General features: G+C 73.0%; 11 protein-coding genes. 5 read left to right on the forward strand and 6 right to left on the reverse strand.

The features are described 5' to 3' along the window. Positions 1-8: 8 nt before the first annotated feature. The gene (locus ACQPZP_RS36500; RefSeq protein ID WP_433474223.1) at positions 9-1469 is read right to left on the reverse strand and encodes an aldehyde dehydrogenase; all 1461 of its coding nucleotides are present in this window, start codon (positions 1467-1469) and stop codon (positions 9-11) included. A gap of 197 nt (positions 1470-1666) precedes the next feature. Between ACQPZP_RS36500 and ACQPZP_RS36505 the strand changes: the two genes are divergently transcribed. Continuing rightward, positions 1667-2125, forward strand: a complete 459-nt coding sequence (locus ACQPZP_RS36505) for a nuclear transport factor 2 family protein (protein ID WP_433474224.1) — start codon at positions 1667-1669, stop codon at positions 2123-2125. Between the two features lie 9 nt (positions 2126-2134). On the opposite strand, the gene ACQPZP_RS36510 is transcribed toward ACQPZP_RS36505, so the two are convergent. Then, on the reverse strand, positions 2135-3142 hold the full coding sequence (locus ACQPZP_RS36510; RefSeq protein WP_433474225.1) for an LLM class flavin-dependent oxidoreductase: 1008 nt from the start codon (positions 3140-3142) through the stop codon (positions 2135-2137). A gap of 282 nt (positions 3143-3424) precedes the next feature. Here ACQPZP_RS36510 and ACQPZP_RS36515 point away from each other — a divergent pair, with 282 nt between their 5' ends. Genes ACQPZP_RS36515 through ACQPZP_RS36525 form a run of 3 tightly spaced genes read left to right on the forward strand, consistent with a single transcriptional unit; the run spans position 3425 to position 8043 of the window. Then, the gene (locus ACQPZP_RS36515; protein ID WP_433474226.1) at positions 3425-5065 is read left to right on the forward strand and encodes a flavin-containing monooxygenase; all 1641 of its coding nucleotides are present in this window, start codon (positions 3425-3427) and stop codon (positions 5063-5065) included. Between the two features lie 60 nt (positions 5066-5125). Beyond that, positions 5126-6355, forward strand: coding sequence for a CaiB/BaiF CoA transferase family protein (locus tag ACQPZP_RS36520; protein ID WP_433474227.1), 1230 nt, complete (start codon positions 5126-5128; stop codon positions 6353-6355). A 2-nt stretch (positions 6356-6357) separates the two neighbouring features. Then, positions 6358-8043: an alpha/beta hydrolase fold domain-containing protein gene (locus tag ACQPZP_RS36525; protein ID WP_433474228.1), complete on the forward strand. Its 1686-nt coding sequence runs from the start codon at positions 6358-6360 to the stop codon at positions 8041-8043. 8 nt (positions 8044-8051) lie between these two features. Here the strand turns inward: ACQPZP_RS36525 and ACQPZP_RS36530 are convergent, their stop codons facing one another. Genes ACQPZP_RS36530 through ACQPZP_RS36545 form a run of 4 tightly spaced genes read right to left on the reverse strand, consistent with a single transcriptional unit; the run spans position 8052 to position 11941 of the window. After that, positions 8052-8855 (reverse strand): amidohydrolase family protein, encoded by an 804-nt coding sequence (locus ACQPZP_RS36530; protein WP_433474229.1) that lies wholly within the window; start codon positions 8853-8855, stop codon positions 8052-8054. A 7-nt stretch (positions 8856-8862) separates the two neighbouring features. Next, complete coding sequence (locus ACQPZP_RS36535) at positions 8863-9612, reverse strand: SDR family NAD(P)-dependent oxidoreductase (protein WP_433474230.1); 750 nt, start codon at positions 9610-9612, stop codon at positions 8863-8865. Continuing rightward, positions 9612-10754 (reverse strand): acyl-CoA dehydrogenase family protein, encoded by a 1143-nt coding sequence (locus tag ACQPZP_RS36540; RefSeq protein ID WP_433474231.1) that lies wholly within the window; start codon positions 10752-10754, stop codon positions 9612-9614. The genes ACQPZP_RS36535 and ACQPZP_RS36540 overlap by 1 nt, the downstream gene beginning before the upstream one ends. Before the next feature lie 32 nt (positions 10755-10786). Continuing rightward, positions 10787-11941 (reverse strand): acyl-CoA dehydrogenase family protein, encoded by a 1155-nt coding sequence (locus ACQPZP_RS36545; protein ID WP_433474232.1) that lies wholly within the window; start codon positions 11939-11941, stop codon positions 10787-10789. Between the two features lie 82 nt (positions 11942-12023). Here ACQPZP_RS36545 and ACQPZP_RS36550 point away from each other — a divergent pair, with 82 nt between their 5' ends. Beyond that, positions 12024-13223, forward strand: a complete 1200-nt coding sequence (locus ACQPZP_RS36550) for a thiolase family protein (protein ID WP_433474233.1) — start codon at positions 12024-12026, stop codon at positions 13221-13223. The last annotated feature ends 3 nt before the right edge of the window (positions 13224-13226 follow it).

Here is a 13226-nt window from a genome sequence, read left to right on the forward strand (position 1 = left end):
GCCGGCCTTCACGACCCGACGGCGATGGACTTGGTCTCCAGGTACGAGCGGAAGCCCTCCGGGCCCATCTCGCGGCCCACGCCCGACTCCTTGTAGCCGCCGAACGGGGTGCCGAACGCCTGCGGGCGCCCGTTCAGGCCGACCATGCCGGTGCGGACCCGCCGCGCGATGGCGAGGGCCCGCGCCTCGTCGCGGCTCCAGACCGACCCCGACAGCCCGTAGCGGGAGTCGTTCGCGACGGCCACCGCCTCGTCGTCGCCGTCGTACTCGATGACCGCGAGCACCGGTCCGAAGATCTCCTCCTGGGCGACGCGCATGCCGTTGCGGACGTCCGCGAGCAGCGTCGGCGGGACGAACCAGCCGCCCGCGAGGTCGCCCGGGAGATCGAGCCGCTCCCCGCCCACGACGACGCGCGCGCCTTCGGAGCGGCCGGTCTCGACGTACCCGGCGACCCGGTCGCGCTGGCGCTCGCTCACCATCGGCCCGACCGTCGTCTCCGGGTCGGCGGGGTCGCCCACCCGCTGGCCGCGCAGCGCGCCGGCCAGCGCGTCGACGATCTCCGCGCGGCGGTGCCGCGGCACCAGCACCCGTGTCTGCGCGATGCACGCCTGCCCGTTGACCATGAGGGCCATGGGCAGCAGCGCGGGGACGACGGCGTCGAGGTCGGCGTCGTCGCAGATGATCGCGGCGGACTTGCCGCCGAGTTCCAGGGTGACGCGTGCGATCCGGTCCGCCGCCACCGCCATGATCTTCTTTCCGGCGGCGCTGCTGCCGGTGAAGGCGATCTTGTCGACGCCGGGGTGCGCGACCAGGTGCGCCCCCGCCTCGCGGTCCCCGGGGACGACGCTGAGCACGCCCTCGGGAAGCCCGGCCTCGGCCAGCGCGTCGGCCAGGGCCTGGACCGTCAGCGGGGTCTCCGGCGGCGGTTTCAGCACGACCGAGCAGCCGGCGGCCAGCGCGGGCGCGACCTTCAGCGCGGGGGTGCTGAGCGGACCGTTCCACGGCGTGATCGCGGCGACGACACCGACCGGTTCCTGCGTGACGATGCTGGTGTTGGTGCCGTCGGAGCGGTGCTCGTCATAGTCGAACCGCTCCGCCATCTCCGCGTAGTAGCGCAGGTGGCGGATCGGGTTGGGGACGTGCGCGCGCTCGCTGAACCAGATCGGGCAACCCAGTTCGGCCGTGATGCTCCGGGCCAGTTCGGGCGCCCGCTTGTCCAGCAGGTCGGCGGCGGCTCGCAGCACCTCCGCGCGCCGCGCGGGAGCGGTGCCCGCCCAGACCCCCGCGTCGAAGGACGAGCGCGCGGCCCCGACCGCGTCGTCGATGTCGGCGGGCGAGGCCAGCGCCGCGCTGCCGACGTGCGCGCCGGTCGCGGGGTTGCGCACCCGGACCGTGCGGCCGTCCCGCGGCGGGACGCGCCGTCCCCCGACGAACAGCTCTGGATATTCGCTCCCCGGCCCAGGCATCATCCCGTACTCCGATCCTGGTCAGATGTCTCCGCGATGGCACTAACTATGATAATGAAACATAGGGTATTTCCAACGAGAGGGTCAAGGACGCGCGCTTGCGGAACGGGCGCGATCGTCCTCGCCGGCGCAGGGCCCCCACCTATCGAACCCTACGCTGACCTGGGAATAGACCGCCGACGACCACAGGAGGAACGCCCATGGAGAACGAACCGGACCTGGCCGCCGTGCTGCGGCGGCTGCGGCGGCTGGAGGACATGGAGGCGGCGCGCAACCACCTCCACCGGTACGCCGCGACGCTCGACGCGCCCACGCCCGAGGCGGTCGCGGCGCTGTTCACCGAGGACGGCGTCCTGCGCACCCGGCTGGGCGAGTTCGCGGGACGCGAGGCCATCGCGGGGTTCTACCGGGACCGGCTCGGCGCCGACCCGTCCGAGAAGCGGCACTTCATCGTCAGCCCCAGCACGACCTGGGCGGGGCCGGGCGTCGTGGAGATCGCCTCGTACTTCCTCTTCACCGCGCGCGGCGACGGCTCGGTGATCGGCTGGGGCACCTACGCCGACCGGCTGCGGGTCGAGGGGGAGGCGGCGCTGTTCACCGACAAGACCATCGAGATCCACATGGGCACCGACCTGGCGAAGGGATGGGCCCGATCGTGATCGGCGGGTTCACCGGAACGCCGGCAGCACCTCGTCTCTGAAGAGCTCCAGCGTCTTCAGCACCTGTTCCTGGCCCAGTTCGTACCACTGGGCGCGCAGGATGACGTAGGTCAGGCCGCCCGCCTCCAGGTCCTTGAGGGCGGCGATGGCGCCGGCCGGGTCGGTGAACAGGTACGAGGCGTCCGCGACCTCCTCGGCGGCCTTGCCACCGGCCAGGTGTCGGTAGGCATCCCCCTGCTGCGGGGCGTTGTACTCCGCGTACTTGCGGGTCAGGGCGCTCCGCGCCGTGATGCCGACGGCCCGCGCCCGTTCCCGGTCGCGGTCCAGCACGAGCTCCCGGCGCACGACGAGCTCGGACGGTCCGCGGCCGAGCCTGGCCCGCTCCTCCCGGTAGTGGCCGAGGACGGTCCGCAGCCGGTCCGGGGGGACGTGCGGCGGGACGATCCACGCGTCACCCAGCCGGGCGGCGCGCAGCGCCCCGGTCCGGTGCGGGCCCGCGCCGATCCAGATCGGGGGGCCGCCGGGCCGCACCGGCGGGAGGCTGATGCGCTGGTCGTGGACCTGGAAATGGGCGCCGTCGAAGGTGGTCGGCTCACCCGTCCAGAGCCGCCGGACGAGCTCGACGGCCTCCTCGTAGCGCCCGCGCCGGTCCTCCATCGGGATGCCGAAGGAGGCGAACTCGTTCTCCCGGTAGCCCATCCCGAATCCGGCGATCGCGCGGCCGCCGGTCAGGTGGTCGAGGGTGGAGAACTCCTCCGCCACCGCGACCGGATGCCGCAGCGGCAGGATGAACATGTTGGTGCCGAGGACCATGTCGCCCGCGTCGGCCGCCAGCGCGGCCAGCAGCGGGACCGGCTGCAGGGTCGGCATGCCCCCGAGGTAGTGCTGCAGCACCCAGACGGAGGAGATCCCCGACTCGCGGGCCGCCCGCACCTGCTCGCGCATCGGCGCGATGCGGTCCGCCGGCACGACCCCCGGCGGGAAGTCGTTCATGACGGCCAACCCGAACCTCAGCACTTCGGCACCTCCCCGGGCCCGGCGGCGCGCGCCGGGCGGCGTGATCGGAGCGCGCGCCTCAGGCGGCCGCGCGCGGACGGACGGCGAGCACGAGCATCCCGCCGAGTGCCATGGCGTACTCCGGTAACGATGAACAATTCAGGCTTATCATGCGCCTAGATTGTGCGCAGGGTCAAGCCGCAGGTTCCGCCTTCCCGCAAGGAGGAAGAGTGCTTGACGTTCGCCGGAGCTACCAATACATTCGTTTCATTATCAGGATTTAGAGTTGTGGAGCCGCCGGCCGTGACCAGCCAGACCGAACCGCGCACGCGCCCCGGACCGCCGCCCGCCGAGCTCGACGTACTGGTCGTGGGGGCGGGCTTCGCCGGTCTCTACGCGCTGCACCGGCTGCGGGAGCTCGGCCATCGCGTCCACGCGGTCGAGGCGGCGGGCGACGTGGGCGGTGTCTGGTACTGGAACCGGTATCCGGGGGCGCGCTGCGACATCGAGAGCGTCGACTACTGCTACTCCTTCTCCGACGAGCTCGTCCAGGAATGGGACTGGACGGAGCGCTATCCGTCCCAGCCGGAGATCCTCCGGTACGTCAACCACGTGGCGGACCGCTTCGGCCTCCGCGCGGCGATCACGTTCCGCACCCGCGTCACCGCCCTGGCCTTCGACGAGGCCGCGGACGCCTGGACCGCCGCGACCGAGCACGGCGACCGGGTGACCGCCCGGCACGTGATCATGGCGACCGGCCAGCTGTCGGTGGCCAAGCCGCCCGAGATCGACGGCATCGCGGACTTCGCGGGCGAGCACCACCACACCGGCGACTGGCCGCGCGGGGGCGTCGACCTCGACGGCCGCCGGGTCGGCGTCATCGGCACCGGCTCGTCCGGCGTGCAGGCGATCCCGCGGATCGCCGAGCGGGCCGGCCATCTCACCGTGTTCCAGCGCACCCCGCACTTCGTGGTCCCCGCCGTGAACCGGCCGCTCGACCAGGCGTACGCCGCCGACCTCAAGACCCGTTTCGAGGAGTACCGCGAGCAGGCCCGCAACCACCCGGGCGGCACGCACCGCGTCCTGCGCGAGCAACTGGCCGTGGACGCCGGCCCCCAGGAGCTCCAGGAGACGTTCGAGGAGTACTGGCGCCGCGGCGGACCCGACATCCAGGCGTCCTACCGGGATCTCACCCGCGACCTGGCCGCCAACGAGAAGGCCGCCGACTTCGTCCGCTCGAAGATCCGCGAGCTGGTGCGCGACCCGGAGACGGCCGAGCGGCTCAGCCCGCGCGGCTACCCGTTCGGCAGCAAGCGCCTGGTGCTGGAGATCGGCTACTACGACACGTTCAACCGCGACAACGTCCGCCTCGTGGACGTCCGGGCCGCCCCCATCGAGCGCGTCGAGGCCGGCGGCGTCCGCACCGGCGGGGAACGCCCGGAGCTGCACCGGCTCGACGTGCTGATCTTCGCCACCGGGTTCGACGCGCTGACCGGCGCCGTCCTGAAGATCGACATCCGGGGCCGGGACGGGCTGCCGCTCCGGGACAAGTGGGCCGCGGGCCCCCGCACCTACCTCGGGCTGTCCACGCACGGCTTCCCCAACCTGTTCTTCATGGCCGGGCCGGGCAGCCCCTCGGTGATCAGCAATGTGCTGGTCTCCATCGAACAGCACGTCGAGTGGGTCACCGATCACCTGGAGTACCTGCGCAAGAACGGGCTGACGCGTTCCGAAGCCGTCCTGGCGAAGGAGGACGCCTGGGTCGACCACGTCAACGAGGTCGCGAACGCGACCCTCTACCCGCTCGGCAACTCCTGGTATCTGGGAGCCAACGTGCCGGGCAAGCCGCGGGTCTTCATGCCCTACGTCGGTGGTGTCGGCCGCTACCGGCAGATCTGCGCGGACGTCGCCGCGCGGCAGTACGACGGCTTCGAGACGCGCTGATCCCGCCGCCGGAGCCCCGAGGTCCTGTCACGTGAATGTCTTCTACTGGAGGTTCGGCGCGTGAGCGACGAGAGTTCTCCCCCCGGTGCCGGTCCCCTCGCCGGCGTCCGCGTCATCGAGCTGGGCTCGATGTACGCCGCGCCGACGGCCGGGCGGATGCTCCGCGACTTCGGCGCGGACGTGGTCAAGATCGAGGACCCGGCCGCGGGCGACTTCGCCCGGCAGTGGCAGCCCGCGCACCAGGGGCTGGCGATCGGCTTCTCCCGGCTCAACGCGGGGAAGCGGTCGGTGGGCATCGACCTGCGGCAGGCGGCCGGGCGCGAGATCGTCAGGCGGCTGGCACGGGAGGCCGACGTCCTCATCGAGAACTTCCGGCCCGGCCGCATGGAGGCGTGGGGCATGGGATACAAGGAGCTCTCGCAGGACAACCCCGGCCTGGTGATGACGCGGGTGAGCGGATTCGGCCAGACCGGCCCGTACCGGGAGCGGCCGGGCTTCGGCACCGTCGCCGAGACCGCGAGCGGGTACGCCTTCCTCAACGGCTGGCCGCACACGCCGCCGACCGCACCGCCGTTCGGTTTCGCCGACTCGATCGCCGGGATCTCCGCCGCGTTCGGGACGGCGATGGCCCTGTACCGGCGGGGCGTCCACGGATGCGGCGGGGAGATCGACGTCGCGCTGTACGAGCCGCTGATGTTCATTCTGGGCGACGCGGTGCTGAACTACACGTCGTCGGGAGAGGTCATGCGGCGGCACGGGAACGCGTCCGGCGCGGCCTCCCCCCGCGGCATCTACGAGGCGGGCGACGGCGGCTGGCTGTCCATCGCGGCCTCGAACCAGACGATCGCCATGCGGCTGTTCCACGCCATGGACCGTTCCGACCTGTGTGCAGACGAGCGGTACGCGACCAACCGGGCGCGGATGGCCAACAACGAGGCCCTGCAGAAGATCGTGGCGGACTGGGTGCGGTCCAAGCCGCGTGACGAGATCCTCGCCGTCCTGGACGAGCACGAGGTCGTCGCGGCGCCGGTCAACGACGCGCGCGACATCAGCCTCGACCCGCACTTCATCGAGCGCTCCCTCGTCGGGCTGGCCGGCACCGTGCTCGGCGACGCCGTGATGCCGGGGCCCGTCCTGCATGTGAAGGACTACGCGGGGCCGGTGTACGACGGAGTGCCCGCCGTCGGCCAGCACACGGGCGAGGTGCTGGCCGGGGAGCTGGAGCTGACCGCCGACCGGCTCACCGAGCTGGCCGCCGCGGGCGTGATCAGCGCACCGCAGGGAGCCTAGGCATGGACGCCGAGCTCGCGCGGCTCGCCGCGGACGCGGCGTCCTCGGGCGCCGCCCCACTGCACCTGATCACGCCGGAGGAGGCGCGGGAACGCGTCCGCAGGGGAGACGCGCTCTGTTCGGGCGGGCCCAGGCTTCACTCCGTCGAGGACGTCACGGTTCCCGTGGACGGCGCCGTCATCCCAGCGCGCATCTACCGGCCCGTTCCAGGTACTCCCCCGTGCACGATGGTCTACTTCCACGGCGGCGGGTGGGTGACCGGCGACCTGGAGTATTCCGACGAGCTGTGCAGGCACCTGGCGCACGACGCCGGATGCGCGGTCGTGAGCGTGGAGTACCGGCTCGCGCCCGAGCATCCGTTCCCCGTGCCCCTCGCCGACGCCTACGCCTCGCTGGTGTGGGCCGCCGACGCGGTCGCGGCAGGAGGCCGCCTGGCGGTGGGAGGCGACAGCGCGGGCGCCAACCTGGCCGCCGCCTGTGCCCTGCGCGCCCGCGACCACGGCCCCCGGCTGGCGTTTCAGCTCCTCGTCTATCCGGTCACCGATCACGACTTCACGCGTCCGTCCTACGTGCGCGAAGCCGACGCGTTTCCGATCGGGGCCGAGGCGATGCGCTGGTTCTGGGACCGCTACGCACCCGACCCCGCCGTCCGGGACGATCCGGCGCTCTCGCCGCTGCGCGCGGTGAGCCTCGCCGGGCTGCCGCCCGCGCACGTGGTGCTGGCCGGGCACGACCCGCTGCGCGACGAGGGGGCCGCCTATGCGGAGCGGCTCCGCAATGCGGGTGTCCCGGTGTCCCTGCGCGAGTACGCGGGCCTGGGGCACGGGTTCTTCCGGCTCACCGGCGCCGTGGGGGCCACGCGCGACGCGCTGCCGGAGCTCACCTCCGCGGTCGCCGAGGCTCTCGGCGACCGCACGGCCAAAGCACCGGAGCGGCGGGTACGGAAGCCGGTCTCGGCCGGGGTGCGGCCGAAGAAGACCGCTGAGCTGCTCGCCCAGCGGATCGTCACCGACATCGACCGGCGGGGCAACACCGTGGGCGACCGGCTGCCGCCCGAACGGGAGATGCTGGTGAACTACGGCGTCGGGCGGGGGACGCTCCGCGAGGCGCTCCGCTTCCTCGAGCTGCAGGGGATCATCGCGCTGCGACCGGGTCCGGGCGGCGGGCCGGTCGTCCAGCGGCCGGACGCGGGCAACCTCGCCACCGCGCTCACGCTGCTGCTGCAGTTCGGCGGCGCGCCGTTCAGGACGATCGCCGAGGCCCGCTCCGGCCTGGAGCCGATGATGGCGCGGCTGGCCGCCGAGCGGATGGCGCCCGGGGAGCTGGCCGATCTGCGGTCCAGCGTCGACGCGATGGGCGACGGCCTGGACGACCAGGCCGTCTTCCTGGAGGAGAACAAGCGCTTCCACGACGTGATCGCGCACGGCTCCGGCAACGCCCTGTTCGGGCACATGGTCGACGCGCTGCTCGGCATCCTGGACGGCTCGGCGATCGGCATCGACTACCCGAAGGTGCGGCGGACGGCCGTCCACCGCGCCCATCTGCGGATCTACGAGGCGATCGCGTCGCGCGACCCGGCGGCCTCCGCCGAGGCGATGACCGCGCACATCGACGAGTACGTCCGCTACGCCGAGCGCAAGTTCCCCGACGTCCTGGCGGCGCCGATCGTGTGGGGCGGCCCGCAGTGACCGGGGAGTCACCGGGTCCAGGGAGACTCGATGCCGAGGATCCTGGCCATGGTGCCGCCGAGCACGGACTTGGTCTCGTCGTCGCCGAGCCCGAGCGCCTCGATGGCGGCGATCTCCTCCCCGGGGTCGGTCATCGGCCAGTCCGAGCCGAACACGATCCGCTCCGCCCCGTGATCGCGGATGAGGCGGCGGACGCGTTCCGGCCGTAGCAGCCGCAGGCTCGGCGGCCACGAGGTCTCCAGCACCACGTCCACGCCGCGGAGCGTCTCCTCGGCCTCGTCGAGGATCCGGTAGCCGCCGAAGTGGCAGGCCACGAGGCGCAGGGCGGGGAACGTCCGGGCGATGTCGGCGATCATCCCGGGGTTGGAGAGCGCGTTGGTCCGGGCGTCGCCGCCCTCTCCCACATGGGTGATGACGGCGATCTCGTCGCCGAACGCCTCGAAGATCTCCCACAGCCGGCGGTCGTCCAGCGCGAAGTTCTGGAACAGCGGGTGCACCTTGACGGCCGTCACGCCGTGTCTCCGCAGGCTCGCGAGGTTCTCCCCGACGGGCAGATCGACGTGGACGGTGCCGAAGCCGATGCGGCGCTCGGACGCGAGCCCGGCCACGAAGGCGTTGACCCGGTCGACGTGCCGGGCCTCGTTGGCGATGCCGAGGCAGCAGCCGATGCCGACGCCGGCCCGGTCCATCGTCGCGGTCAGGCCGCTCACGGTGCCGTCCCCGCGCGCCTTGAGGCCGGGCACCCGGTTGCCGCCGAGCGCGGCGGCGGCGATCTTGTCGGGCCAGACGTGACTGTGCGCGTCGATGATCATGGTCACCTCACAGCTTTCCGGACTCGCCGCCGTCCACCACGAAGATCGCGCCCGTGGTGAACGAGGACAGCGGGGACACGAGCAGGCAGGCCAGCGGCACCAGCTCGGCCGGATCGGCGATCCGGCCGGCGGGGATCTTGGCGATCCGCCGCTGCAGCAGGTCGGGCGAGTCGAGGACGGCCCGCTGCGCGTCCGTCCGGAACGCGCCCGGCGCGATGCAGTTGACCTGGACGTTCTTGCCCGCCCACTCGGCGGCGAGCGCCTCGGTGAACCGCACCACCGCGCCCTTGGAGGTGGAGTAGCCGACCAGGTGCGGCTTGCCGCGGACGCCGGTGGTGGAGGCGACGTTCACGACGCGGCCGCCGCCCTGGGCGATCATGTGGCGGCCCGCGGCCTGGGTCAGCAGCATCGGCGCGAGGACGTTGACGGCCATCGTCTCCTTCCACACGGCGGGGTCCTGGCCGGCGAACCGGCCGGCGGGCGCGATCCCGGCGTTGTTGACCAGGGCGTCGATGCGGCCGTGCCGCTCGACGACGCGGTCGGCGAGCCCCGCCACGGCCTCCTCGTCCCGCATGTCGGCCTCGATCACCGAGACGCGGCCGCCGCCCCGCTCCGCAACCTCGTCCAGGCTCCGCTTCGAGCGAGCCGCGGCGACAACGTGCGCACCCTCCTCCGCAAGGCGCAGCGCAATCGCGGCGCCGAGGCCGCGGCTGGCGCCGGTGACCAGGACGACGGTGTCCTTCAGTTCCAGGTCCATCAGGAGGCTCCCTTCGCCAGCCGGCGCGCCAGCGAGTCCAGGAGCACCTCGGTGGCGCCCTCGTAGACGCGCAGCGGCCGGGCGTTGCGGTACAGACGTTCGATCTTCGCGCCGCGCACCAGCCCGAACCGGCCCATGACCTGCACGGACCGGTCGACGACCCGGCCGGCCGCCTCGGTGGCGCTCACCTTCGCGATCGAGGACAGGTCCAGCCGCCCGAGCGGGTCGCGCCGGGCGAGAGCGGCGGCCCGGTAGGTGAGCGCCCGCGCCGACTCCACCTCCGTCCAGGAGAGGGCCAGCTGCTGCGACACCGCGCCGAGGCCGATGAGGGGGCTGCCGAACTGCTCGCGGGTGGTGGCGTGGCGCAGCGCCTCGTCGAGCGCCGCCTGGGCGAGGCCGACGGCGGACCCGGCCACCGACACGCGGAACACCGCGAGCGTCGCCAGCATCAGCGAGAAGGCCTTGCGCGGCACGCCGAGCCGGTTGGCCTCCGGGACGACGACGCCGCCGAAGTCCAGCTCTCCCAGGATGTGCGGCGCGATGAGGTCGCGCCCCCGGCTGATCGTCAGCCCCGGCGAGCCGGCCGGGACCAGCACCATCGAGTACCCGTCCCCTTCCCGGCCGAGCACGCAGTAGAAGTCGGCCACGCCGCCGTTGGTGATGAACGACTTGCGCCCGGTGACGCGCAGGCCGCCCGGAACGCCTTCGATCACCGTCGTGACGGCGCGCAGGTCGGAGCCGACGTCGGGCTCGGTGAGCGCGAGCCCCGCGATCGCCTCCAGGGCGGCCACGCGGGGCAGCCACTCCTCGCGCAGCTCGTCCGTCCCGCCGACGGCGAGGGAGTAGCTGCCGACGCCCTGCATGCCGAACAGCGAGTCCAGGTGCGCCGACGAGTACATCAGCGCCTCCCGGACGACCGCGATGGTCAGCGGGTCCAGGGTCTCGCTCGCACCGCCGAACGCGGCGGGCACGACATGGCGGGCCAGACCCGCGGCGCGCAGGGCCTCCAGCACGCCGGCGTGCACGGTCGTGCTCTCGTCGGCCTCGGCGGCGAACTCCTCCACCGCGGCACCGACCGCGCGCGCGGTCTCCTGGACTTCGCGGTGACGCGCGCTCAGATCGAACGCCGGAGCCTCTTCCACGATGCGGACCTCCTCTGGGGACGGGTGCGGGGTCATCGGCGCTGGTCGAACCTGCGGCCGAGCAGCTCGGAGACGATGCGGACGCGCTGCATGGTGGGAGTACCGCCCGCGATGGCCCAGCCGTGCGCGTCGCGGTGCATGCGCTCGATCCCGTACTCCTCGGTGTAGCCGTTGCCGCCGTGCAGCTGCATGGCGAGGTCGGTGACGCGCTTCGCCATCTCGTTGGCCGCGCACTTGGCCAGCGAGGTCTGCAGCGGGTCGGGCAGCCCGGTCCCGGCGCCCGCGGCGGCCCGCTCCACCAGCAACCGCGCCGACTCGACCTGCAGCAGCATGTCGGCCAGGGTCACCTGCACGGTCTGGAACTCCACCAGCGGCTTGCCGAACTGCTCGCGCTCCTGGACGTACCGCCGAGCGGCGTCGAGCGCGGCCTGGCCGATCGCCAGGCTCATCGTGGAGTTGCCGAGCCGCTCGATCGAGAAGACCCCGAAGAGCTTGCCGAAGTCGCCGGCCGGCACCACGACGTTCTCTTCGGGCACCCGGACGCCGTCGAGGATCAGGTCCGCCGACGGGATGCCGCGGAAGCCCATCAGGCGTTCGGGCGCGCCGAAGCCGAGGCCCGGCATGCCCTTCTCCACGACGACCGCGCCGATCCCCTTGGCGCCCGGGGCGTCGCTCAGCCGGCAGTACAGCAGGTACTGGTCGGCCTCGCCGCCGTTGGAGATCCAGCGCTTGACGCCGTTGACGACGTAGCCGCCGGGGGCGCGCTCGGCACGGGTGCGCATGTCGGTGGCGGCCGAGCCCGCGTCCGGTTCGGAGATCGCGACCGCCATGGTCGTCGCGCCGCGGATGATGTCCGGCAGCCAGCGGGCGCGCTGCCCCTCGGTCGCGAGGCGGCCGATGACCTGCGCCGGGCCGGTGTTGGCCTCGAAGATCTGGAACGCGGCGGGCCGGCAGACCTTGGCGAACTCCTCGATCACCGCGAGCGCCTGCGGCAGCGGGGCGCCCGACCCGCCGAACCGTTCGGGCAGCGCGATGCCGAGGAAGCCGAGGTCCCCCAGGGCGGCGCGCTGCGCGGGCGACACCGGCGTCCTGGTCGCGTCCATCTCGGCGGCGCGGGGCGCGAACATCTCGGCCGCCACCGTGGCCGCCAGCTCGCGGATCTCGTGATGCTCGGCAAGTGCGGTCATGGATCCCGCCTTCTCGTTCGTGCGCGCTCCGGGGGAGCACCGACCGTGGACTTTAAGATGCATATCATGATAATCAATAGCCATGCTTCCAGAACAGGGCACCGCCGAGGTCGTCATCGTGGACGCGGTGCGCACCGCCGCGGGCCGCGGCCGGCCCAGCGGCGCCCTCGCCGGCGTCCACCCGGTCGACCTGCTGGCCGGCACCCTGCGCGGGCTGCTCGACCGGCACGACTTCGACCCCGGCATCGTCGACGACGTGCTGGTCGGCTGCGTCTCACAGGTCGGCGAGCAGTCGGCGACACCCGGCCGGATGGCCTGGCTCGGCGCCGGCCTGCCGCCGCACGTGCCGGCCGCGACCATCGACCGCAAATGCGGGTCGGGCCAGCAGGCGCTGCACTTCGCCGCACAGGCGATCATGTCCGGCTGCCACGATGTGGTGATCGCCGCGGGCGTCGAATCCATGAGCAGAGTTCGGATGGGATCGGCCCGGATGGACGCCGACCCGTACGGCTCCGGGGTGGCGCGGCGGTACGCGCCCGGGCTGGTGTCGCAGGGCGTCGCGGCGGAACTGGTCGCCGCCCGCTGGAAGCTCGGCCGGACCGAGCTCGACGAGTACGCGGCCCGCTCGCACCGGCTCGCCGCCGAGGCGCGCGACTCCGGCCGGTTCGACCGCGAGATCGTCCCCGTCGAGACACCGGCGGGCCGGTTCCGCACGGACGAGACGATCCGTCCCGGCAGCACCGCCGCCACGCTGGCCGCCCTCAAGCCGGCGTTCGAGCGGGACGACGTCGCGGCGCGCTTCCCCGAGATCGGATGGCACGTCACGGCGGGGAACTCCTCGCAGATCACCGACGGAGCCGCCGCCCTGCTGCTGATGAGCGCCGCCAGGTGCGCGGACCTGGGCCTGACGCCGCGGGCGCGGGTGCACTCCATGGCCGTGTGCGGCGACGACCCCCTGCTGATGCTGACCGCCCCCATCCCGGCCACGCACCGGATCCTCGACCGCTCCGGACTGTCCCTGGACCGGATCGCCCACATCGAGATCAACGAGGCGTTCGCGTCCGTCCCGCTGGCCTGGCTCGCCGAGTTCCCGGGGGCAGACCCGGCGCGGGTCAACCCGCGCGGCGGCGCCATCGCCCTCGGCCACCCGCTCGGCGCGTCCGGCGCGCGGCTCGCGACGACGATGCTGCACGCCCTGGAGGACGGCGGCGGCCGCTACGGACTGCAGCTGATGTGCGAGGCCGGCGGCATGGCGAACGCGACCGTCATCGAACGCCTCTAGACC

Source organism: Spirillospora sp. CA-142024, assembly GCF_050942325.1.
In the GTDB taxonomy this organism is placed as follows: Bacteria; Actinomycetota; Actinomycetes; order Streptosporangiales; family Streptosporangiaceae; genus Spirillospora.